The sequence below is a fragment of the Streptomyces sp. NBC_01525 genome (assembly GCF_045040405.1).
Lineage (GTDB): Bacteria > Actinomycetota > Actinomycetes > Streptomycetales > Streptomycetaceae > Streptomyces > Streptomyces benahoarensis.
This window is the reverse complement of sequence record NZ_CP109397.1, coordinates 2,748,038-2,769,900: the sequence shown is the minus strand read 5'-3', so window position 1 is coordinate 2,769,900 and position 21,863 is coordinate 2,748,038. Positions and strand designations below refer to the sequence as shown.

Here is a 21,863-nt window from a genome sequence, read left to right as displayed (position 1 = left end):
AAGCATCATTTGAAAGTTCAAGTAAACGCGTGGATCCCTCGGGAGGGTGCCCGCAAGGGCCCGCCAGGATCCCGTAGCCATGACGTTCGCTGGGGAGTTGCGATGTCCGTGATGCCGATGCCGGCCCTCTACCTCAGCCACGGCGCGCCGCCGCTCGCCGACGACGCGCTCTGGCCCGGCCAGCTGGCGGCGTGGTCCGCCGCCCTGCCGCGCCCCACCGCCGTACTGATCGTCTCGGCCCACTGGGAGGAAGCCCCGCTCGCCCTCGGCGCGACGGTCACCACGCCGCTGGTCTACGACTTCTGGGGCTTCCCGGAGCACTACTACCGCGTGCGGTACGCGGCGCCCGGCGCGCCGGAGCTGGCCGACCGGATCCGCCGCACGCTGCGGACGGCCGGTACGCCGGTGCAGGACATCCCGGACCGCGGGCTCGACCACGGCGCGTACGTCCCGCTCGTCGAGATGTTCCCGCAGGCCGATGTGCCGGTTCTGCAGATATCGATGCCGACGCTCGACCCCCGCGCGCTCTTCGCCCTCGGCCGCAAGCTGGCACCGCTGCGCGACGAAGGGGTGCTGATCGTCGGCAGCGGCTTCTTCACCCACAACCTCGCCGCGCTGCGGCATCAGGGGCCGGGGGTGCCGTCCTGGTCGGCGGAGTTCGACGACTGGGGGCGGCGGGCCCTGGAGGACGGCGACCTCGACGCGCTCTTCGACTTCGGCCACAAGGCCCCCGCGGGGCAGCTGGCCCATCCGCGTACCGAGCACTTCGCGCCGCTGTTCGTCACGCTCGGCGCCGCGGACGCGCACGGCCAGCTCGGGGACGGGCGGAGCGTGATCGACGGGTTCTGGATGGGGCTGGCGAAGCGGTCGGTGCAGTTCGGCTGAGGCCGGACCGGGTGGCGCTGGCGCGGTTCGGGTGCGACCCGGTCCCGGCCCCGGTCCCGGCCCCGGTACGGCCGTCCGGCGCGGTGCGGCTGAGGTCCGCCGCTACGGCCGTCCCGCACGGGCCCGCCGCCCCGCAGCGACCGGGCCCGCCGGGCGCGACGGGCGCGACGGGCGCGACGGCGCGGCGGGACCCGACGCCTCCGGGCGCATCGCGGCAGGTCAGGCGCCCGGGTCGATCAGCTCCAGGGAGCGCAGTGCGGCGGTCAGCGCACGGTCGTCGCCGTCCGGTGTCCAGGACGCCACGTCCAGCGCGGTGTCGGTCATCTTGATGGCGTGGGCGTCGCCGTGCTCGGCGGCCCGCCGGAAGACCTCCTCGGGGGTGAGCGGCCCGGTGCGCAGCGGAGGCAACCCGTCCGCCGCCCCGTAGACGGAGGTCAGCGCGGCGCTCGCGGCCCACGCCACGGCGAACGACGGCGCCCACAGGGTGCGCGGCAGCGCGGGCAGGGTGCGCAGGATCGCGTTGGGCGCGGTCGCCGCGTGGACCAGCATGACCCCCTCGCCGTGCCCGTGATCGGCGTAGCGATGGGTGGCCGCCTGCACGAGCGCGGTGAGCTGCGCCCGGGCCTCGTCCGGATCGCGCGGGGCCCGGACGGCCTCGGCCGCCGTCTGCCAGCCCGGCGTGTCCGGCAGTTGTGCGAGGCCGCCGAGTGCGCTCGTCCGCTGGTCGGCGATGCGGGGGAGGGCGTCGAGCGCGTTATCCGGCGCGGAGGTGCCGCCGGGCGTCGGTGCCACCGGCAATGTGGTGTGCCGGGCCGCCCAGTAGCCGAGGGCGTGGGCCAGTTCGGCGATGCGTGGCTCCGTCTCGTCCTCGGTCAGGAGGGTGCGGACGATATGGCCGACCCGGATGGCGGGGTGGGTGGCCGCGCCCGCGATGCCGGGCAGCAGCCGGGGCCACCAATCGGCGAGCACCTCCCGCCAGGGGCGTTCGGCGGCGGTGCGGGCGAAGTGGTCGGTCCAGTCGGTGACCCGCTGCGGATCACCCAGTGCCTGCCGCCAGTTGGCGTCGGAGATGGCGTCGCGGGCGGGCGGTACGTCCTCCAGTTTCCCGGAGTACGTGTCGAGCCAGCGGTGGACGCCGGGGCCCTGCCCGTGGCGGGCCAGGGCCTCGACCGCCATGGGGCCGTGGTTGCTCAGATAGCCGTGGAATTCCGGTCCGGTGGAGTGCAGCCGCTCCAGGGCCTCGTCGAGGGTGCCGTGGTGTGCCGTCATGACCGTGAGGCTAGGAGCGCGGGCGCCGCCGGGTAACCGGCTGCGGACCTAGACCTCGTGCCGTGCGACGGAGGCGCCGTCGGCCGCGGGGACGGGGACGTGGGACGGAGGCGTGGGTGACGGGCGGGGGCAGGACCGGCGCGGCCGGGTGGGGCGGGACCGAGGCGTTGTCAGTGGTGGCTGGCACCATGAAGTCATGGTGAAACACAGCGTAGTTGACGAGGCGGGACGGTCGGCCGACGCGGCGGAGGGGGCCGGGGAGCCGAACGGCGGAGGCGCGGTGCGAGGGCACGGGGCGACGGACCTGGCGGCCGCCTTCGCGTCGTTCGAGGAGACGTGGTCGCCGCGGATCGGCGCCGTGGTCAACGACTACGACGTCAAGATCGCGAAGGTGGAGGGCGCCTATGTCTGGCACGCGCACCCCGACACCGACGAGTTCTTCCTGGTGCTTGCGGGCGAGCTGACTCTGGAGCTGGCGGACCGCAATTCGGTGGTGCTGGGCCCGCAGCAGATGTTCACGGTCGAGCGCGGGCTGCGGCACCGCCCCGTGGCCGCACCCGGCACCCGCATCCTCATGTTCGAGCGCCAGGGCACGGTCAACTCCGGCGACGCCGAACTGACCGGCGACGCGGCGTGGGTCTGCGCCACCCAGGGGGTGCCGTTGGGGGAGTAGCGGGGGCCCGGGGGAGCGGGCCCGGTACGCCGGGTGGGCAGAAGCGTGGGGGAATCCGGACAGCGGATGTCAGGTAAGGGGGCGACCGTGGAGGCATGACACGAAGCGCATACGGAGAGAGCGGCACAGGCGCGGGTACGCCCGGCCCGGAGATGTTGCCTTCGGCCCCCGGGGCCCCCGGGGCGCCGATGCCGCAGTCGTCGCCGTCAGGGCGGCCGGGCGCGGAAGCATGGAGTGGGCCGGGCGGGCCCGTGCCGCGCGGTGTCGGCTGGGCGGTGGCCGAGGCGCGGGAGCCGGAGTTCGTCCGCGAGGTGCGGGAGCGGTTCGGGCGGTACCCGCACCATGTGCTGGGCACGCTCCGCGCCGACGGCTCCCCGCGGCTGACCGGCCTGGAGGCAGACTTCCGCTTCGGCGAGCTCTGGCTCGGCATGCTGACGGGTTCCCGCAAGGGCGCGGACCTGCACGCCGATCCCCGGTTCGCCCTGCACGCCAACCCGGGGCCCGGTACGGATCTGTCGGACGGTGATGTACGGGTGTCCGGCCGGGCGGTCGAGGTGGCCGACGAGGAGGTGATCAGACGCTACGCGGACGAGGTGCGGCCACCGGAACCGTTCCTCCTCTTCCGGGCCGAGGTGACGGAGATCGTACGGGTGTCGGTACGGGACGCCACGATGATCGTCCAGAGCTGGCGGCCGGACGGGGGGTTGCGGAGGGTGCGGCGGTAGGGGGCGGGGGCTGACGGGGCCCGGCCGCCGGTCACCCAAGCCCGCCCGCACGCAGGCCCGCCCGCACACAGGCCCGCACCCGGGCACCGCAACTCGGGTGCCCAGGTGCAGGCGGGGGCGCGGCCCGCAGTCGATGGCGAATGACTCATGCCAATGACCAACGGTCAATGGGCACCATGCGGTGTGCCATGCCCGTGCCTGCCCTGCCTCCGGGGCCGGTGCAGGCCGTGGGGTTCGCGGACGCGATGGTTGCGGAAGATGTAGAGGGAGACGACGAACATCACCGCGCCCATCACCAGGCCCCAGGCCGACGACTTCAGGACGGACGGGCCGCTGAGGTTGTAGAGCCAGCCCATGCTGGCGCCGAAGAGCGTGCCGTAGGCGAGCGCCCGGGTGTCGGTGATCATGGTGGACTGGAAGTGCACGAGCGCCAGCCCCAGCGCACCGGTGATTACCGCGGTGATCAGCCCGAGCAGGGCGGCCTGGCCACCGCTCGCGCCGCTGGTGTGATCGATCCAGATCGTGTAGCAGCCGAAACCGAGCGCGGCGACGACGGGCCACACCACCTTGGCCGGCAGCCGACGGCCGCCCTTGGGATGCGTCGCTTCGGACTCCGTACCTGCGGCCGGGGCGTCGGCGGTCGCGCCGTGTTCCCGTTCGACCGCGCCGTGCGTACCGGCGGCCCGCGCACCATGGCGCGGAGCAGGGTTCTCCATGACGGGCTCCTCTCGCTTGCCCCTCCTGTCCAGGCGACACCCGCGCACTGCCCCCGTCAACTGGATCAGCGAGCCCGGAGAACAGGCACGGACCCCTCCCGCACCGGAGTAGGAGCGGCCGTCCCCGCAGGGGCGGGTTCGGAGAAATCCCGGGGGCATGGGAGGTTTCGAGGCGATCCGGGAGCCATGGGCGGATTCGAGGCAACCTGGGGAAGGCGCAGGTCGTCTTCGGAGTCGGGATCGCAGGAGCCGTCGGGCGTCGGGGCGGCCACCGGGCACCAGGCGCGTCAGTGACCCCAGGGACGCAGAAGACGCCACCGAGGTGACGGGCGTCTCGCCCGAAGGAATTGCTCACCGGGCGTGCGGGGCGCAGCTGCGACCCGCACGCCCCACCTGACCTGCGGTTCTCCCCGTCCGGCAGCGGCTGACTGCCCTAGGTGACCGCGCAGGGTACTGCATGATCAGAAAAATAGACGGGCAGCTTGGGAATTCTGTCCGGTTTCCAGCCGTTGTTTCCTTCGGATGGGGCAGTTCGGTCACCCCGGGCCTCCCGCGTCCATCGTCCCGCGAACGACTCATCACCGACTCATCGCAAAGGGAGCTCACGCATGGCAACCCGTGCCGTCGCCCGCCGTCAGACCACCAGGAGCGGTGCTGACGGGGCCAGCAGAGTTCGCGCCGTAGGCGGGGAGATCGCCGACCGCGACCTGGTCGGCATGTACCTCGACGAAATCGCGCGCACGCCCCTGCTCGACGCCGCCAAGGAGGTCGAGCTGTCCCAGACCATCGAGGCGGGTGTGTACGCGCAGAATATCCTCGATGAGGTCGTGACCGACGGCAACGCCGCGGGCGCGCGCCGCGAGGAGCTGGAGGCGCTGGTCGCGGCGGGGGAGCAGGCCAAGGACGTCTTCATCCGCTCCAACCTCCGGCTGGTCGTCGCCGTCGCGCGCCGCTACCCGCGAGCCGGGCTGCCGCTGCTGGATCTGATCCAGGAGGGCAACGCCGGTCTGGTGCGCGCGGTGGAGAAGTTCGACTACGCCAAGGGCTTCAAGTTCTCCACGTATGCGACGTGGTGGATCCGCCAGGCCATCACCCGTTCCATTGCCGACCAGTCGCGCACGATCCGGCTGCCCGTGCACCTCGTCGAGGAGCTGGGCCGCATCCGCCGCGTCCAGCGGGAGTTCAACCGCGAGAACGGCCGCGATCCGGAGCCCGCCGAGGTGGCAGCGGAGCTGGGTTCGACGCCCGCGCGCGTCACCGACGTGCTGGACTGGGCCCGCGACCCGGTCAGCCTCAACATGTCGGTGGACGACGACGGCGACACGCAGTTCGGTGACCTGCTGGAGGACACCTCCGCCGCCTCGCCCGAGCAGTCCGTGCTCTCCCTGCTGCGCAGCGAGGAGCTGGAGGACCTGATCGACCGCCTCGACCACCGCACCGCCTCGATCATCAAGGCGCGCTACGGCATAGAGGACGGCCGCGAGCGCACGCTGACCGAGGTCGGCAAGCAGCACGGTCTGACCCGCGAGCGCATCCGCCAGATCGAGAAGCACGCCTTGGTCGAGCTGAAGCGGATGGCCCACGACACCGGTTTCGACGCGGCGGCCTGACCGGCCCCCGGCACGCCCCGGGTCCGTACTTTCGCTCACACGAATCGACGGCCGACCCCCGTGAGGAGGGTCGGCCGTCGATTCGTGTGTTTCCGGGCTGTCAGGCGTAGCGCCCCCGCCCGCACGGCATGCGTCAGGCGGCGCCGCCGGCCTTCCAATCGGACCAGGAGAGGTTCCAGCCGTTGAGGCCGTTGTCGGGCTGGACGGTCTTGTCGGGGGAGTTCTTGACGATCACCACGTCGCCGATGAGCGACTGGTCGAAGAACCACTTGCCGGGGGTGTCCCCGCCGCCGCCCTTCGCGTCGCGCAGGCCGACGCAGCCGTGGCTGGTGCCGGACTTGCCGAAGATCGAGGGCGAGCCCCAGTAGTTGCCGTGGATGAAGGTGCCGGACGATGAGAGCCGCATGGCGTGCGGGACGTCCTTGATGTCGTACTCGCCGCCGAAGCCGACCGTCGAACCGTCCATCCGGGTCTGCGTGAACTTCTCCGAGATCACCATCTGGCCGTTGTAGGTGGGGTGATCGGGGCTGCCGCCGGAGATCGGAAGGGACTTGAGGACCGATCCGTCCCGCTTGACCGTCATGGTCTGGGTGTTCATGTCGACCGTCGAGACCTGCGAGCGGCCGATGGTGAAGGTGACCGTCTTGGACTGCACGCCGGTGATGCCCTCACCGCCCTGCACACCGTCCAGGTCGATCTTCATCGTGACCTTGGAGTTGGCCTTCCAGTACTCCTCGGGCCGGAAGTCGAGACGCTGCGCGCCGAACCAGTGGCCGGCGACCTCCTGGCCGCTGTCGGACGTCACCGTGATGTGGGACTGGACGTCCTTCTTGTTGGTGATGGCCTTGTCGAAGTTGAACGACACCGGCATGCCGACGCCGACGGTCTTGCCGTCGTCGGGTGTGTAGTTGCCGATGAAGCTGTGGTCCGACGAGACGGTGCTGAAGGTGGCGTTCTCGGTGGCGGAGCGGCCCTTGGCGTCCTTGGCGTTCGCCACGAGCTTGTACTTGGTGCCCCGCTCCAGCTGGACGCCGGGCTTCCAGGAGGCGCCGTCGTCCGATATGGCGCCCTCGACGGGGGCGCCGCTGTCGGCCACCGTCAGCTTCACCTCGGTCAACTTGCCGCTGGTGACCTTCACCCCGGTGTCGTTGATGCTGGCGTCCGTCGCGCCGTCCTTCGACGAGACCGTGATCTTGGCGTCCGAGGCGTCCTTCGCGGCGGCGGCGTCGGCGCCCGCCTGACCGTTCTTGCCGTCACCCGAACCGGCCTCGGCGCTGCCGCCGCACGCCGACAGCGTCAGCGCACCAGCCGCGAGCAGCGCTGTCAGTGCGAGGGCACGGCGGGTCCGGCGGCCCCGGCACGGCGCCGCGATGGCGTCCTGCTCGGGGGGCTGGAGCAGCTGGTGCGAGGTGCGGGACCGAGCGGGGGCGGAGTTGTCCGGCGATGTCACGAGCTGCTCCATACAAGGGTGTTGTGTGATACGTGCTGGTAAACAGCGCGTACGGCTGGAATTGGTTGCGGATGGCCAGAACTTGTGGGCAAGGTCACACGCATGGCGGAAGGGGGTGGTCGGGAGGGCCCGACAGCCAGGTTCGCAGCGGTGTGCCGTGTTCGTCCAGACGTGGTGGGGGCGTCGGGGCTGTGACGGGCGTCTCGGAGAGCCGCAGTGCGCTGCTGATCTGGGGAATTCTCCCCTCCCCCACGGGAGTCACGGGCGCCAGGCCCAGCTGCCCGGCGAACTCCAGTGCCTCGGAGAGGGTGTTGACGGGCCCGCAGGGCACGGACGCCGCGGTAAGCCGTTCCGTCCAGGACTGCGGCGTATCCGAGGAAAGCAAATCCTCCAGAGTTTCGACCAGCTCTGTACGGTTTTGTACGCGGTCCTGGTTGCGGCGGAAACGGTCGTCGTCCGCCAGCTCAGGGGCGCCCAGGGCCTGCGCCAGCGCCCGGAACTGCCGGTCGTTGCCCACCGCGACGGCCAGTGGACCGTCCCGGCAGGCCAGCGTCTCGTACGGGGCGATGCTCGGGTGACGGTTACCCATCGGGCCCGGGTCGCGGCCCGTCGCCAGATGCCCCGACGCCTGGTTGACGAGCGAGCCCAGCAGCGACGACAGCAGATTGACCTCCACCAGCTGGCCCCGCCCGGTGCGCTCGCGATGGTGCAGCGCGGCGAGGATCGCGGTGGTGGCGTCCTTCGCGGTGAGAACGTCGACGAGGGCCACCCCGGCCTTCAACGGTGTGCCACCGGGCTCCCCGGTGATGCTCATCAGCCCGCCGACCGCCTGCACCACGAAGTCGTACCCGGCCAGATGGGCGCCGCCGCCCGAGCCGAAACCGGTGATCGAGCAGTGCACCAGGCGCGGGTTGGCGGCCCGGGTGGACGCCGCGTCGAGGCCGTACTTCGCGAGGGCACCGGGCCGGAAATTCTCGATCAGGACGTCGGCGCGGCGGGCCAGTTCGCGGGCGGCGGCTGCGTCGTCGGGGTCGCCGAGGTCCAGCGCGAGGCCGCGCTTGGAGCGGTTGGCGGCGTCGAAGTAGGCGGCGGTGCCGTCGGCGCCGAACGGCGGGCCCCAGGCCCGGGTGTCGTCACCGGCGCCGGGCCGCTCCACCTTGACGACATCGGCGCCCAGATCGGCGAGGGTCGCCGCGGCCAGCGGGCCCGCCAGCACCCGGCTGAAGTCGGCGACGAGGAGGCCGTCGAGGGCGCGGGCGGGCGGCGCGTCCCCGTCGGCCTTGTCCCTCGGGGGGTGTGGCTCGGGCTGCTGCGGAGGCGGTGACTGCGGGGACGGCTGCGGCACGTGCGTACTCCTCACCTCGCGGACGGGTGCCGCCATCGTCGGCGAGGCCCAGGGGTGCGGGAAGCCGCCGCGGTGTCCAAGGCGGACGGCCACATTCTGCCGCCCCGGAGGGGAGGCGGCGGGGAGCGGGTGGCCGGAGTGGACAGGCAGTTCCCGCATAATGGTGTGAAGTACTGTAATGCCGGTAATTCTCCTGAGGGGTACAGGACTTCACCCGGTGCCCGTAGAGTTCCGCGGGACCCGGCCGACGCTCTCCCCCACTCACGGGCAACCGCTCCGTCCACCGTAGCCGCGCCATCCACCGCACACCGCCTTGCCCTGGAGGACCGCATGCTCCTCTCCGTCGAGATCCTTCAGCTGATCGGATTCGCCGTGCTCGGTGTCGCGAGCGTCGTCTGGGTCGTCGGGCTGCTCCGGCTGTTGCGCCGGGAGGAGCGCCGCGCGGCGGCCGGGCGCGGCGGCCGGGCGCTGCTGGACCGGGTGCCGCGGCAGACGGGCCCGGCCGGTCCGCCCGCCGAGTGCGTGGAGCTGACCGCCGCCGAGCGCGAGGCGTTCGCCCTGCTCGTACGGCAGCTGACGCGCCGCCGCTGAGCCCCGCGGTTCACTGCACGGGGCCGAGCTTGAGCAGCGCCAGCGCCGCCAGCATCTGCACCGATATCGCGGCCGCCGCCTTGTGCGTCGGCAGATGGTGCTGACCCCGTATCAGCAGCACCGCCAGGACGTAGCCGAAGCCCCAGGTCGTCCACGTCAGCGCCTGGACGAAGGTGGCCTGCGGGGGGAGCCACGTCGCGAGGAGCAGCCGCGGCAGATCGGTCACCCAGAACAGCACGATGAACAGGCTCACGGTCGGCGCGAAGCGGCCGTTGCCGCCCAGCGTCCGCGCGATGGCATGGGTGGCCGCGCCCAGCGCGAAGCTGGCCGCCAGCACGCATCCGGCGGCCAGTCCCATCAGCTTGAGCGCCGCGTTCGGGTCGGCCGCCCACTGCCCGTGGAACGCGTCCACCGACAACACCCCGATAGCGCCGCTGACCAGGCACAACGCCACCGCCGCGCCCCACGCGGAACGGTCCCGCGCCTCGTCGAGCACCTCCACCGGGCGGTACCACAGGCCGAGGAACAGCCGGTGCCACCACAGCCGCCGCCGCTCGGGTACGGGGCGGGGCGGCTGGACGAGCGTGGGTGCGGGGGGCGGCGGAGCGGACATACAGCCGTTCTACCATCGGCCGTTTTGTCGCGATGCGGTGGCGTCGGCGCCGGGAGCGGGGCCCTGGATGAGAGTCTGCGGACATGAGCGAGCAGACTCCCGATCACGACGAGGCGCACGGCGAGGGGTTGGGCGGGCGGCTCAACTGGCTGCGCGCCGCGGTGCTCGGCGCCAACGACGGTGTGGTCTCCACCGCGGGCCTGGTCGTCGGCGTCGCCGGAGCCACCGGATCCCGTTCCACCCTGCTGACCGCCGGACTCGCCGGGCTGCTCGCCGGGTCCATGTCGATGGCCGCGGGCGAGTTCGTCTCCGTCTCCACGCAGCGGGACGCCGAGAAGGCCGCGCTGGTCCAGGAGCGGCGGGAACTGGCCACCGAGCCGAAGGCCGAACTCATCGAACTGACCGGCCTGCTGAGGGCGAAGGGGCTGAGCGCGAAGCTGGCCCGGGAGGTGGCCGAGCAGCTCACCGCGCACGACGCGCTGCGCGCCCACGCCGAGGTGGAGCTGGGCATCGACCCGGACGCGCTGACCAACCCCTGGCACGCGGCGGGCGCCAGCTTCCTCGCCTTCACCGTCGGGGCGCTGCTCCCGCTCCTGGCGATCGTGCTGCCACCGGACGGCCTGCGGCTCCCGATCACCGTCGGCGCGGTGCTCGCCGCCCTCGCCCTGTGCGGCTGGATGAGCGCCCGCCTCGGCGCCGCCCCCGTCGCCCCCGCGATCCTCCGCAATGCCGGGGGCGGCGTACTGGCGATGGCCGTCACGTACGTGGCGGGGGTGGCGCTGGGGGCCAGTGGGGTGTGAGGGGCGCACCCCGGGGGCGGCATGGGGCGTCGGCTTCCGGGGCGGCACGGTGCGGGGCGTACGAGCGGTGCTGCCGCGCGCGACCGGGCCGGCGCCAGGACACGCCCTACGGCAGCCCCGGGCTCGTGGCGCCGGACGGGCCTGCCCCGGGCGCACCCGTCCCGCCGTACAGCTCCGTATACGAAGGGAAGACGCCGCCGGGCCCGTCGACGGACGTGGCGGACAGCAGCGCGTCGGTGACGGCGCGGGTCAGGACATCGGCCCCGGCGGCGAGGACGTCGTTGAGGGCCCCGGCCTCGGTGTGCACCGTGAACACCGGGTCGGCGCCCGCCGCCTCCGGGGCGAGCGGGCGGCCGCAGGTGGCCAGTGCGAAGACGGTGTCACCGTCGGACAGCAGATGGACGGGGCGCACCGCGCGGGCCAGCCCGTCGTGCGCCGTACCGGCCAGCTTCTGGGCCTGGGCGCGGGTGAGCGCGGCGTCCGTCGCGACGACCGCGAGGGTGGTGTTGAGCGGCGGCCGGGCCGAGGCCGCCGACCGCTCCCGGGACATCTCCCGCGCCGCGGCCAGCGCCCGGACCGCTGCCGCGTGCCGCTCCGGCTCGGGCGATGCGGCGGGCGCCCCGTCCGGCCCGAGGAGGTGCCCGTAGAGCACACCGGTGCGCGGATCGACGGGGGACCCGGCGGCGTTGACGGCGGCGAGCGCGGCGACGGTGACCCCGGACGGCAGCAGCACGCTCGCCGTCCCGACCCCGCCCTTGAACCCGCCGGCCACCGCGCCCGTACCGGCGCCGACGTTGCCGCGCTCGACGGGGCCGCCCGGCGGGGCGTGGTGCGCCGTATGGGCCGCGGCCCGGCCCAGCGCGGCGTCCGGCCGGGCCTGCCAGTCGCCGCCGCGCCCGAGGTCGAAGAGGGCGGCGGCCGGGACGACCGGCACCACCTGCGAGGGGTCGGGGCCGACGCGGAAGCCGCGACCGCGCTCCTCCAGCCAGGCGGCGACCCCTGACGCGGCGTCGAGCCCGAAGGCGCTGCCGCCGGTCAGCACGACGGCGTCGACGCGCTGGACGAGGTTGCGGGGATCGAGGGCGTCGGTCTCGCGGGTGCCGGGCCCGCCGCCGCGCACATCGACCGCGGCGACCGCGCCGCCCTCGGGCGCCAGGACGACGGTGGTGCCGGACAGATGCCCGGAGCCGATGCGCTGGGCGTGCCCCACCCGCAGGCCGGGCACATCGGTCAGGGCGTCGTGGCGGTGCGGTGCGTCAGCCATGCGTCATGCGTACCACGGGGGGTGCGGCACGGGGCAGGGGCGAGACGGGGCGACGGGGCGCCGACGCGGGGCGCGCCAGGGCTCTGACGTACGGACGGTGCGGGGCCCGGATGCGGCCCGGCCGGGTGCGGACCCCGGATGCGGCCCACCGGCCGGGCGCGGGGCCCGGCCGGTGGGCCGTCAGCTGTCGCCCGGGCCCATCACGATGACCGGGTGTTGCGCGGGGTCCAGGGTCCGCAGCAGCTCCTGCATCACCTCGGGCTTGAGGCTCACGCATCCCTGGGTGGGGCCGTCGTGGTCGACGTGCAGCCACACGCCGCCGCCCTTCTCGTCACCGTCGGGCCGCTCCGGGTCCAGCGGCGAGGTGCCGGCCACGCGGTTGTAGTTGATGGCGATGACGTAGTCGAACGCGCCCGCCAGGGGCTCGCCCTCCACACCGGTGCCGTTGGCGACGAAGCTGTCGTTGTGGTCGTAGGGGAGCTTGGTGCCCTTGGGGGCGGGCAGCAGGCCACCGGCGTCGGTCAGGGCGAAGACCCCTTCCGGGGACCGCAGGTCGCCGTAGTGGTGGTCCTCGGTCCAGCCGTGCGCGGCGTTGTGGGCGGCCCACTGCGCACCGGGACGCCAGTCGTCCGACCCCTTGGCGCGGGTGTAGAGGACCACCTTGGAGCCGAAGGAGTCCTTGTCCGCGCCCCGCACGACGAGGACCTGACGGGAGTTGGCCGGTATCCGCTTCCGCTCCTCGTCGCTCAGGCCCGGGATGGGGCGGGTGGCGTTCGCGACGGTCTTGGCGCCGGACGTTTTCTCCGGACCGGATACCGACGCGGGGGTGCCGTTCTTGGCCTCCTGCTGCGCGTCGTGGTCATCGCCGGATGCGGGCCAGGCCCACAGGGCGGTGCCCATCAACGTGGTCAGCGCGAGACCGCTCACGGCCTTCCCGCGGCGGGACATGCTTCTGCGCGCGCGGGGCTGAGCGTGGCGGGCGGCCATGGCTGGCGTCTCCTCAGATACGGATCAGATGCGGACGGTCGGGTACGCACGGACGGTACGGGTCCTCAGATGCCTGCGGGCGAGGGGCTCGTAGGCATAAAAAGGGCAATCTGCACTCTACCGTCAGGAGGTCGTGTCGCTGCCTCCGCCTTCGTTCCCGCCTCCGGATCGCGAGACCCGAACGCCCGGAATGTACACTCGAAAGAGGTCGGAGTGTCGCGGTTTACGTTCCCTTGCGGAGCGGTGGTGACGGCCCGTCGGCAGGGGTGGAACATGGCTGAAAATTCACCGCAAAATCCCCTACGTGTCCATGAGTTGACCTCCAATGCCGAGGAGCCGCAGGTCACGGGCGTACGCCGGAGGAGGGAGGCGGGCGCGTGGCGCCCCGTTGACCGGCGGGTGGGCGGCCCGGCGGCGCCGTGCGGCGGGATCGACCGCCGGTCACGCGTCCGGGGGAACCGCCCCGGCCACCAAAATCGGACGCCGTAATTCCCCCGGTCGGGCTCGGGGAGGGTGCTCCGTTCACCGGGGTGGCGGAGGCACGGGGCTGGGCGGGCGCCGACGGCATCCGCGGCTTGGCGGGGCTGCCGGGGCTGCCGGGGCGGCGCACCCCGGCCGCCCCGTCGGGGTCACACGCTCAGCGCCGTGCTCTGGCGGGAGGTCAGGGCGACGCCGGTGGCGACCGCCGCCGCGCACACCAGGCCGGACGCGAACACCGCGTACGTCCCGGCGAACGTGCAGCCCAGCACGGCGACCGCGGCGAGGGGCAGCACCAGCTGCTGCGCCCGGCCCCGCTTCTGGTGGCGCGAGTGCAGCAGCCAGACACTGAACAGGAACAGCGCGGCCGGAACTGTCACACAGGCGGACGCCGCCAGGACCGTCAGATGCGAGGCGCCGACCGACTGCTCCACCGCGACCTCGATGCCCGCGCCGATCGCCGCCGCCGAGCCGAACACGACGTAATGGCCGTAGCCCCAGACGAACGCCTGGCGGCTGGAGCGCAGGTGCAGATGGATGGGGACCGCGAAGTAGATCCAGTACGCGGCGAAGACCAGCAGCAGACCACCGGCGGCGATCGGCAGCAGCGCCCCCAGCTCGTCGTGCTCATCCAGCGCGGACTGCACGGCGACGGTGGCCGCCGAGATCGTCTCGCCCAGCACGATGATGGTGAACAGCCCGTACCGCTCCGCGATGTGATGCGGATGCCACGCCGTCGCCCGGTGCCGCTCCGCGAACACCGGTACGCACAGCTCCGCCACCGCCATCACCAGGAACACCCACGGGCGGCCCCCTCCGGCGCGAACAGCAGTCCCAGCCAGCCGGCCTGGCACAGGATCACGCCGCCCGCGTAGCGCAGCGCGGTGCGGCGCTCCTCGCCGCGGCAGCCGTGCGCGGCCCGCAGCCACTGGGTGGCCATCGCCAGCCGCATCACCAGATAGCCGAACCAGACGACCGTGAACTGACTCTCCTCGAAGGCCCGCGGTACGCCCGCGGCCAGGATCAGCACGCCCGCGATCTGCACCAGTGTCGTGATCCGGTAGAGCGTGTCGTCGGTGTCGTAGGCGGAGGCGAACCAGCTGAAGTTCATCCACGCCAACCAGATGGCGGAATAGAGCATTAGCTAGCCGCTGATGCCGTGGCCGGGGTGACCCTCGGCGAGGGCGTGCACGAGCTGACGGCCGGCCTGGGCGATGCCCACGACGAAACACAGGTCGAAGAAGAGCTCCAGCGGTGTGGAGGCGCGGTGTGCCTCGTCGGTGCGGCGGGCTCGCATACGGACCGGCACGGTGCGGTTCCTCCAGGGCAGCCGGTGATCCACCCCTGCGCGATCACGTCGCCCACGACGGTGCGCGCACGGCCCGCCGGACCGGCGCAACCGCCGACGAACCGTGGGCACCGTCGCGGCGCGGCCCGTGAAGTGCGGCGCCCGCCGCGACCGAGGACGCCGCTCGCGGACCCGCCGTGCGTACGGGCCGACGCCGGATCAGGTCATTCGGCCACCGCCTCCACCACGGACGGCGTCGCGCCGGTCGGCAGGACGCGGGTGAGCCGGAAACCGCCGGACGACAGCAGCGCCGCGAACTCCTCCGAGCCCCGCTCCCGCCCGTCGACGACCGCCATCATCGCCACGTCCATCGTCTTGCCGAAGTGCGGGGCGTTGCCCGGTGGCAGCACCGATTCGACGATCAATATCCGGCTGCCGGGTGCCATCGCGGCGCGGCAGGTCCGCAGGATCGCCCGGCACCGCTCGTCGGGCCAGTCGTGCAGCACATGCTTGAGGACGTAGACGTCGCCGCCCGCCGGGACCGCCGTGAAGAAGTCGGCCTCCTCGGTGCGCCAGCGGCCCTTCAGCTCGTCGCTGTCCAGGAGGTGACGGGCGAGCGGTGGCGCCTGGTCGACGAGGACGCCGGTCAGCGCCGGGCGGCGGCGCAGTACCGCGCGGAGCAGCCCGCCACGGCCACCGCCGACATCGACGACCGTGCCGGTCTCCGGGAAGGGGTAGGCCGCCGCGACCGCCTCGTCCGCGGTGGCCGACAGGGAGGTCATCCCGTCGTCGAGAAGGGTGCGGGCCCGCTCGTCGCCCTGGAGGTACTGGAAGAGGGGCTGCCCGAAGAGACGCTCGAAGGGCGCCGCGCCGTCCCGGACGGTCTCCTCCAGCTTCTCCGACGTCCGCCGGAACAGCGTGTCGGTCAGCATCAGCACCGCGGTGTGCAGCGAATCGGGTACGTCCGTCCGCAACATGCGGGCGGCGGGCGTCAGCTGGTAGGTGCCGGAGGAGTCCTCATGGAAGATGCCGCGGCTGGCGAGGAGGCGCAGCACCCGGCGCAGATGCGGGGCGTGTGTGCCGGTGGCCTCCGCCAGCTGCTCGGGGGTGCGGGGGCCGCGGGCCAGATGGTCGGCGATGCGGTGATGGGCCGCGGTGCGCAGCGCGGCCGAAAAGAGGTGCCCCAGAGCCTGGTCCGTCAGGTGCGTGACGAGATCGGTGGGCTCGCCGGTCGGTCGAGGGGATGAAGTGGCCAACGTCCGCCTCCGGTCATCGACGTGAAGGTGCTGGTCCACGGTCGCAGCGTCCGGCCCGCGTGTCACCAGAGCGCCGGGCCGCACCCGCGAAGTCCGGCCAGCCGGGCGCCGGGATCGCGCCGTACGGAGGTGGCCGGTAGGGATGCCCGGACACCCGGACCGTGATCGAATGCGTGTATGGGTCACCGTGATGAGGACCGTGAGACCAGGACCGATACCGCCGACGGGTACGGCGGCGGGCGCGCGGGCGGGAGGGGGCCCGGCGACGGGGGCGCGGACGCCGCCGCGGACCGGGACGCCGTGCTCGCACCGCTCGACGACCGCCTCGACGATCTGGTGGCGCTCTACGAGGACCTGCACCGCCACCCCGAACTCTCCTTCCAGGAGACGCGCACGGCGGCCGAGGTCGCCCGGCGCCTGTCCTCCTGGGGTTACGACGTCACCACCGAGATAGCCGGGACCGGTGTCACCGGGGTGCTGCGCAACGGGTCGGGGCCGGTGGTGCTGCTGCGCGCCGACATGGACGCGCTGCCGGTCACCGAGGGCACCGGTCTGCCGTACGCGTCGACCGTGCCCGGTGTGATGCACGCCTGCGGGCACGATGCGCACGTCAGCTGCCTGCTGGGCGCCGCCGATCTGCTGGCGGCGGGGCGGGCCCGCTGGTCGGGGACGCTGGTGGTGCTCTTCCAGCCCGCCGAGGAGAGCGGCGGCGGGGCCCGCGCGATGCTGGCGGCGGGTCTCTACACCGAGGGGATCGTGCCGACGCCGGATGTGGTGCTGGCCCAGCATGTGGCGCCCTTCGGCGCGGGGCTGATCGCGTACTGCCCCGGGGCGTGCATGGCGGCGGCCGACAGCCTGGAGATCACCTTCCACGGCAGCGGCGGCCACGGCTCCCGGCCGGAGACCACCGTCGACCCGATCGTCATGGCGGCGTCGTTCGTCCAGCGGGTGCAGTCCGTGGTGGCGCGCGAGGTGGCGCCCGGCGAGCGGGCGGTGGTCACCGTCGGGTCGTTCCAGGCCGGTGACACCGCCAACGTCATCCCCGACCGCGCTGTGGTCAAGCTCAGCGTCCGCACCTTCGACGAGACCGTACGGTCCCGGGTGCTGGACGCCGTCGATCGGATAGCGCGGGCCGAGGCGGAGGCGTCGGGCGCGCAGCGGCCCCCGGAGACCGTGGTCCTGGACGCCTTCCCGGTGACCTTCAACGACGCGCGGACGCTGCGGCAGGTCAACTCGGCCTTCACCGGACTCTTCGGCGAGCAGCGGCTGTTCGCGTACGACCCGGCGTCCGGCAGCGAGGACGCGGGGCTGCTGGCGACGGCCGCCGGGGCGCCGCTCTACTACTGGTGGCTGGGCGGCTGGGACCCGGAGGCGTTCCACACGGCGTTCGCCGCCGGGCGGCTGGCGCAGGACATCCCCTCCAACCACTCCCCGCGCTTCGCCCCCGTCGCCCGCCCGACCCTCACCATGGGCGTCCAGGCCCTCACCACGGCGGCCCTGAGCAGGCTCGAAGCGCGGTAGCGGGGGGCCGGTGCATCGGGCGGGGGCCGGGGCACGCGGCCGTGCGAGGGGCGGGGTGTGCCGGGCCGGGGCGCGTGCCGGAGCCGGTGCGGCGCGGCGGGCCCGGGGTGTGGCGGCGTGGCCCGGCGCCGATTCCGTACCGTCCGGCGGTCGGTCCGGCGTCGCCTGGTCCAGCCCCGACGGTCCGCCGTCCGCCCCTGGCGACGGGTGTGGTTGACCTTGCCCTTGGGGGAAGCCACAGCATCGGTGGAGCCGGGCGACAGGCCCGGCGCGAGGAGGACGGCCGGGCGCCCGGGCCGGGCGGCTGTCCGCCCCACGGCGGACGGGCGGCCCGGGAAGGGGCGGACGGTGGCGGGGCACGGGGACCGCGGAGGCGCGGGGACGGGGCTGCTGACGATCGGGGCGTTCGCCCGCGCCTGTCGGCTCTCGCCCAAGGCGCTGCGGCTCTACGACGACCTCGGCCTGCTGCCCCCGGCGCACGTCGACCCCGTGAACGGCTACCGGCGTTACGCGCCCGCGCAGTTGGAACGGGCGCGGCTCGTCGCCTGGCTGCGGCGGCTGGGGATGCCGCTGGCCCGCATCCGGGAGGTGTGCGCCCTGCCACCGGACGCCGCGGCCACCGCGGTCGCCGCGTACTGGGAACAGGTCGAGGCCGATACCGCGGCCCGCCGGGACCTGGCCGTCTTCCTCGTCGACCAGCTGTCCCGGAAGGACTCCACCATGGTGACCACTCCCACTCCCGTGACGCTGCGCGCCGCGGCCCTGACCGACGGCGGGCTCGTCCGTACCGCCAACCAGGACGCGGTGCACGCGGGGCGGCGGCTGCTCGCCGTCGCCGACGGATACGGCGCGGACGGCGGCCGGGCGGCCGCCGCCGCGCTCGCCGAACTGACGGCCCTGGAGGCGCGCGATCCCGCGCCCGCGGATCTCCTCGATGTGCTGGAGGAGGCCGCGCACCGCGCCAACCGCGCGGTCCAACGGCTCGGCGCCAAGGGCACGGCGGAAGCGGGCTGCACCCTGACGGCGCTGCTGCGTGCCGGGTCGCGGTTGGCGTTGTTGCACATCGGGGACTCGCGCGGCTACGTCCTGCGGGACGCCGGGCTGGTGCGGCTGACCCATGACCACAGCCTCGTGCAGTCCCTCGTCGACGAGGGACGGCTCACGCCCGAGGAGGCGCCCGGCCATCCGCAGCGCGGGCTGCTGACCCGCGCGCTCGACGGGGGCGAGGGCTTCGCCCCCGACCTGCGGCTGCTGGACGCCCGCCCGGGCGAGCGGTACCTGCTGTGCACCGATGGGCTCCACACCGTCCTGCCACTCGGCACCCTCCAGGAAGTGCTGGCTGCCGCACTCGACCCCGAACAGGCCGTACGCGAACTGGTCACGCTGGCGCGGGAGGCGGGCGCGCCGGACAACATCGGGTGCGTGGTCGCCGACACGGTCGCGGCGGGGGCCTGATCGTAGGTGATGCGGTGGGCGTGGCGGGCGCCGCAGTCGTCGCCATGCCTGGCGCGAGCCTTCACGCCAGGCGCGCCACCGGCTTCGCCCGTGCCGGGCGGCGCCGCATGCGTCCGTACTGTGGCGGGCGGCGCCGCGCCCGCCCGACCCGCGCCGACCGGCGTCGTGTCCGCCCGACCCGCGCCGGTTTGCCCGCCGACCAGTCGTCAACTTCCCCATTTCGTCCCCCCGTTGTCTCGCGTCACGTCACGTTCCGTGCGCGTTCGTCGACTCAGCGTACGGCCGCGAGTGCGGAGCGTGCCGGGCCTGTGGACAACTCCGCGCGGACTGGGCGGCGGGGTGTTCCCGACCGGAAGGGCAGGCCGCCGGGAGGCGGTCATCCGTGCATCCCCCTCCCTCCCCTCCGCCGCAGTCGCCGGAACGCCCGGAGGGTGGCTGGGGCGGTCAGGCCGAGCGCCGCCGTCAGGCAGGCCGCACCGAGGAGGGCCGGGCGGGGGCCCTCGTCCGGGAGCGGCAGGGCGAGGCCCAGCCCGGCGGTGACGGTCAGGGCCGCCTTGGTCACCCCGGCGGCCGCACCCGCCCCGTCGGCCGCCACCAGGGCCTGCGTCCCGGTGAGGGCCAGCGCGCCCGCCGTCCCCAGGGCGGCCGCCGCGACCGTCGCCGCCACCAGGAGCGGCAGCGGATCCGTACCGCCCAGGGGTAGCGCCCCCAACGCGACGGCCGCCACGGTCAGACAGCCCGCCATCACCGCCGTTCCGGCTGCCGGTCGCACCCGTCCGGCGGCCGGGCCCCCGGCGGCCAGCGCACCTGCCGGGACCAGGAACGCCAGGCCGGCGGCGGCCGGTGACAGTCCGGCTGCCCGCTGCAGGGCCTGCGGCACGGTGAACAGCAGGGCCACCGTCGCGGCGTTGGCTACCGCCCCCGAGGCCGTCAGCCGCAGATAGCGCCCGTCGCGGAGCAGCGCCGGGTCCAGGAGCGGCGCCGCCCGGCGCGCCCGCCGTACGCACCCGGTGGCCAGTGCCACCGCGGCGGTCAGCCAGGCCCACCACCAGGGGCCGCCGCCCAGGCCGGGTGCCAGACAGGCGCAGGCACCCGTGGCGGCCACCGCGCCCACGACGTCCGGATGCGCCGTGGCCCGCCCGGCCGTCCCCGGGGTGCGCGGTGCGGCGGTGCTGCGGGCGGCTGTCGCGGCCACCAGCGCAGGGAGCGCCGTCAGCCAGAACACGGCCCGCCAGGAGCCGTACTCGGTGACCGCGCCGCCCACGAACGGGCCGCAGGCGGTGGCGAGTCCGGCCAGCCCCAGGGCGCGGCCGGTCATCCGCCGCCCCCGGGGGCCGGGGAAGACCCGGGTCAGCAGCGCCAGCCCGTTCGGCATGATCAGCGCGGCGCCCGCCCCCTGGACCACCCGGGCCGCCACCAGGAGCGGCAGCGACGGCGCGAGGGCGCAGGCGGCGGCTGCCGCGGCGAACAGCAGCAGCCCGGTACGGAGCATCCGGCGTCTGCCGTACGCGTCGCCGAGACGCCCGGAGAGCGGCATCAGCGCCCCGGCCGCCAGGAGGTAACCGCCGCTCACCGCGCGGCCGACGGCCGCCGGGCCCGGTAGCTCACCCCGGATGACGGGCAGCGCGAGATGCAGGGCGAACGAGTCCAACTGGACGCAGAACGCGCCCAGCGCCACCGCGGCGAGCGCCCACCGGCCGTCCGGCCCGGCCCCGTGCGGAGGCGTGGACGGCGGCGGGGTGCATGGGGGCGTGGGCATACGGGGCGACCTTTCGTACGGGCGCGCGCACGCGGCGCGCGGCGCGGGCGGGCACGCCGGGGCGCGGGGGCGCGCAGCGGGGCGTGGGAGGTGTGGGGCGACATCCGTCGCGGGGGGGGGGATTGGGTGCCCGGAGCGAGGGGCAGAAAGGGGGGCGGGCCGGAGCCGTGCAGGGCGTCGGCGGTCGCGGGACCTGAGAGGTTCCACCGGGCGATCGACGCGGCACGCCCGAAGGCCCGAGGTCAGGCGTGGTGCCGGGCCGTACGGAGCGGAGCGGGACGCCGGAATCCGGTCCCGGAAAGGCCGGTTCGAACCCGGTTCGGTACGGCGCGGGCGAGATGACCGACGCGGTCGGTCACGGTGTTCGCCGGGCGCGATGCCCTTCGGTAGCGTATCGGCCCGCGCCGCACCGGGTGCGCCTACGGGCGAACGGGAGCCGGGCAAAGGCCGTGTCTGCCCGCGCCGCGCCGGTGGCGGGGGCGTACAACGGACGTTCAGCGATCGTTGATCGGTGATCTTCACACTGGTCCGCATGTTGCGCCGTGTGACCTCAGAGCATGCAGATGGCCCCAGCGAGCCGCGGGCCTCCCGTCGGCCGGGCGGTTCACGGGCCGCGCTGACCTGGTCCGGCGAGCCGGGACGGCTGGAGGAGCTGACCCACGGCATGCTCCTCGACCGGGCGGAGCGCGCCGCGGCCGTGCTGCGCCGCCTCGGCGTCGGCGCGGGCGACCGGGTCGCCGTCCATCTGCCGCTGATCCCGGAGTCGGTGATCGTCACGCTCGCCTGCGGACAACTGGACGCCGTCCGGGCCACGCTCCCGGTGCAGCTCACCGCCCCGCAACTCGCCGCCCGCGTACGGGAGTCGGGCGCACGGGTCCTGGTCACCGCGGACGCGGCGTTCTGGGACGGGGCCGTCCGCCCCGTGAAGCCGGTCCTGGACCGGGCCCTGCACCACGCCACGCGCCGTGACGCGACGGAGCCCATAGCGCCCGTCCTCGTCGTCAGCCGCTGCGCCCGCCCCGTGGGCTGGACCCCGGGCCGCGACCGCTGGTGGCACGAGGAGCTGGAGCGGGCCTGAGCCGGGGCGCGCGGGGCGGGGCGTACGCCCCCCGGCATGCCACTGGGCAAGCCCGTCGGTGCCTGGTTCCGGCGTACCCGCGATGACTGGCCCTGGCGTCG

The 21,863-nt window shown here is 74.0% G+C and carries 18 protein-coding genes and 1 pseudogene; 9 read left to right on the top strand and 10 right to left on the bottom strand.

Annotation, left to right across the window (positions count from 1 at the left end; genetic code table 11):
• Positions 1–102 precede the first annotated feature (102 nt).
• Entirely contained in the window at positions 103–885 is a 783-nt protein-coding gene (locus OG422_RS12230) for a dioxygenase (protein WP_405742679.1), read from the top strand.
• A 219-nt stretch (positions 886–1,104) separates the two neighbouring features.
• On the opposite strand, the gene OG422_RS12225 is transcribed toward OG422_RS12230, so the two are convergent.
• On the bottom strand, positions 1,105–2,154 hold the full coding sequence (locus OG422_RS12225) for a questin oxidase family protein (protein WP_405742677.1): 1,050 nt from the start codon (positions 2,152–2,154) through the stop codon (positions 1,105–1,107).
• A 196-nt stretch (positions 2,155–2,350) separates the two neighbouring features.
• Here OG422_RS12225 and OG422_RS12220 point away from each other — a divergent pair, with 196 nt between their 5' ends.
• Together OG422_RS12220 and OG422_RS12215 are read left to right on the top strand one after the other, a co-directional pair.
• Positions 2,351–2,827, top strand: a complete 477-nt coding sequence (locus OG422_RS12220) for a cupin domain-containing protein (protein WP_405742675.1) — start codon at positions 2,351–2,353, stop codon at positions 2,825–2,827.
• A gap of 251 nt (positions 2,828–3,078) precedes the next feature.
• Positions 3,079–3,552, top strand: a complete 474-nt coding sequence (locus tag OG422_RS12215) for a pyridoxamine 5'-phosphate oxidase family protein (protein WP_405742673.1) — start codon at positions 3,079–3,081, stop codon at positions 3,550–3,552.
• A gap of 164 nt (positions 3,553–3,716) precedes the next feature.
• On the opposite strand, the gene OG422_RS12210 is transcribed toward OG422_RS12215, so the two are convergent.
• On the bottom strand, positions 3,717–4,268 hold the full coding sequence (locus OG422_RS12210) for a hypothetical protein (protein WP_405742671.1): 552 nt from the start codon (positions 4,266–4,268) through the stop codon (positions 3,717–3,719).
• A 608-nt stretch (positions 4,269–4,876) separates the two neighbouring features.
• On the opposite strand from OG422_RS12210, the gene OG422_RS12205 reads away from it, so the two are divergent.
• Complete coding sequence (locus OG422_RS12205; protein WP_405742669.1) at positions 4,877–5,878, top strand: RNA polymerase sigma factor RpoD/SigA; 1,002 nt, start codon at positions 4,877–4,879, stop codon at positions 5,876–5,878.
• A gap of 133 nt (positions 5,879–6,011) precedes the next feature.
• On the opposite strand, the gene OG422_RS12200 is transcribed toward OG422_RS12205, so the two are convergent.
• Together OG422_RS12200 and OG422_RS12195 are read right to left on the bottom strand one after the other, a co-directional pair.
• On the bottom strand, positions 6,012–7,340 hold the full coding sequence (locus tag OG422_RS12200; RefSeq protein ID WP_143943790.1) for an Ig-like domain-containing protein: 1,329 nt from the start codon (positions 7,338–7,340) through the stop codon (positions 6,012–6,014).
• Positions 7,341–7,422: 82 nt separating this feature from the next.
• Positions 7,423–8,673, bottom strand: coding sequence for a CaiB/BaiF CoA transferase family protein (locus OG422_RS12195; protein ID WP_405742666.1), 1,251 nt, complete (start codon positions 8,671–8,673; stop codon positions 7,423–7,425).
• Between the two features lie 330 nt (positions 8,674–9,003).
• On the opposite strand from OG422_RS12195, the gene OG422_RS12190 reads away from it, so the two are divergent.
• A complete protein-coding gene (locus OG422_RS12190; RefSeq protein WP_405742664.1) occupies positions 9,004–9,264 on the top strand; it encodes a hypothetical protein in 261 nt (86 codons plus the stop codon).
• Positions 9,265–9,274: 10 nt separating this feature from the next.
• On the opposite strand, the gene OG422_RS12185 is transcribed toward OG422_RS12190, so the two are convergent.
• On the bottom strand, positions 9,275–9,877 hold the full coding sequence (locus OG422_RS12185) for a YIP1 family protein (protein ID WP_405742662.1): 603 nt from the start codon (positions 9,875–9,877) through the stop codon (positions 9,275–9,277).
• An 83-nt stretch (positions 9,878–9,960) separates the two neighbouring features.
• On the opposite strand from OG422_RS12185, the gene OG422_RS12180 reads away from it, so the two are divergent.
• A complete protein-coding gene (locus OG422_RS12180; protein WP_405742660.1) occupies positions 9,961–10,677 on the top strand; it encodes a VIT family protein in 717 nt (238 codons plus the stop codon).
• A gap of 106 nt (positions 10,678–10,783) precedes the next feature.
• On the opposite strand, the gene OG422_RS12175 is transcribed toward OG422_RS12180, so the two are convergent.
• From OG422_RS12175 to OG422_RS12160, 4 genes and pseudogenes are all read right to left on the bottom strand, one after another.
• Positions 10,784–11,941, bottom strand: coding sequence for a P1 family peptidase (locus OG422_RS12175; RefSeq protein WP_405742658.1), 1,158 nt, complete (start codon positions 11,939–11,941; stop codon positions 10,784–10,786).
• A 180-nt stretch (positions 11,942–12,121) separates the two neighbouring features.
• Positions 12,122–12,928 (bottom strand): L,D-transpeptidase family protein, encoded by an 807-nt coding sequence (locus OG422_RS12170; protein WP_143943911.1) that lies wholly within the window; start codon positions 12,926–12,928, stop codon positions 12,122–12,124.
• 629 nt (positions 12,929–13,557) lie between these two features.
• Positions 13,558–14,702: pseudogene (locus tag OG422_RS12165) on the bottom strand (low temperature requirement protein A).
• Between the two features lie 215 nt (positions 14,703–14,917).
• On the bottom strand, positions 14,918–15,949 hold the full coding sequence (locus OG422_RS12160) for a methyltransferase (RefSeq protein WP_405742656.1): 1,032 nt from the start codon (positions 15,947–15,949) through the stop codon (positions 14,918–14,920).
• A 177-nt stretch (positions 15,950–16,126) separates the two neighbouring features.
• On the opposite strand from OG422_RS12160, the gene OG422_RS12155 reads away from it, so the two are divergent.
• Positions 16,127–17,470 carry an amidohydrolase gene (locus OG422_RS12155; protein ID WP_405742654.1) on the top strand — a complete coding sequence of 448 codons (1,344 nt, stop codon included), beginning with the start codon at positions 16,127–16,129 and terminating at the stop codon, positions 17,468–17,470.
• A 348-nt stretch (positions 17,471–17,818) separates the two neighbouring features.
• The gene (locus tag OG422_RS12150; protein WP_405742652.1) at positions 17,819–18,925 is read left to right on the top strand and encodes a MerR family transcriptional regulator; all 1,107 of its coding nucleotides are present in this window, start codon (positions 17,819–17,821) and stop codon (positions 18,923–18,925) included.
• 376 nt (positions 18,926–19,301) lie between these two features.
• On the opposite strand, the gene OG422_RS12145 is transcribed toward OG422_RS12150, so the two are convergent.
• Complete coding sequence (locus OG422_RS12145) at positions 19,302–20,684, bottom strand: MFS transporter (protein ID WP_143944673.1); 1,383 nt, start codon at positions 20,682–20,684, stop codon at positions 19,302–19,304.
• 544 nt (positions 20,685–21,228) lie between these two features.
• On the opposite strand from OG422_RS12145, the gene OG422_RS12140 reads away from it, so the two are divergent.
• Entirely contained in the window at positions 21,229–21,762 is a 534-nt protein-coding gene (locus OG422_RS12140; protein ID WP_405742650.1) for an AMP-binding protein, read from the top strand.
• Positions 21,763–21,863 lie beyond the last annotated feature (101 nt).

Bases quoted from the DNA above. Each gene is read 5' to 3' on its own strand.
- OG422_RS12230 (WP_405742679.1), top strand. From the start codon at position 103: ATGTCCGTGATGCCGATGCCGGCCCTCTACCTCAGCCACGGCGCGCCG.
- OG422_RS12225 (WP_405742677.1), bottom strand. From the start codon at position 2,154: ATGACGGCACACCACGGCACCCTCGACGAGGCCCTGGAGCGGCTGCAC.
- OG422_RS12220 (WP_405742675.1), top strand. From the start codon at position 2,351: ATGGTGAAACACAGCGTAGTTGACGAGGCGGGACGGTCGGCCGACGCG.
- OG422_RS12210 (WP_405742671.1), bottom strand. From the start codon at position 4,268: ATGGAGAACCCTGCTCCGCGCCATGGTGCGCGGGCCGCCGGTACGCAC.
- OG422_RS12205 (WP_405742669.1), top strand. From the start codon at position 4,877: ATGGCAACCCGTGCCGTCGCCCGCCGTCAGACCACCAGGAGCGGTGCT.
- OG422_RS12200 (WP_143943790.1), bottom strand. From the start codon at position 7,340: ATGGAGCAGCTCGTGACATCGCCGGACAACTCCGCCCCCGCTCGGTCC.
- OG422_RS12190 (WP_405742664.1), top strand. From the start codon at position 9,004: ATGCTCCTCTCCGTCGAGATCCTTCAGCTGATCGGATTCGCCGTGCTC.
- OG422_RS12185 (WP_405742662.1), bottom strand. From the start codon at position 9,877: ATGTCCGCTCCGCCGCCCCCCGCACCCACGCTCGTCCAGCCGCCCCGC.
- OG422_RS12180 (WP_405742660.1), top strand. From the start codon at position 9,961: ATGAGCGAGCAGACTCCCGATCACGACGAGGCGCACGGCGAGGGGTTG.
- OG422_RS12175 (WP_405742658.1), bottom strand. From the start codon at position 11,941: ATGGCTGACGCACCGCACCGCCACGACGCCCTGACCGATGTGCCCGGC.
- OG422_RS12170 (WP_143943911.1), bottom strand. From the start codon at position 12,928: ATGGCCGCCCGCCACGCTCAGCCCCGCGCGCGCAGAAGCATGTCCCGC.
- OG422_RS12155 (WP_405742654.1), top strand. From the start codon at position 16,127: ATGGGTCACCGTGATGAGGACCGTGAGACCAGGACCGATACCGCCGAC.
- OG422_RS12145 (WP_143944673.1), bottom strand. From the start codon at position 20,684: ATGCCCACGCCCCCATGCACCCCGCCGCCGTCCACGCCTCCGCACGGG.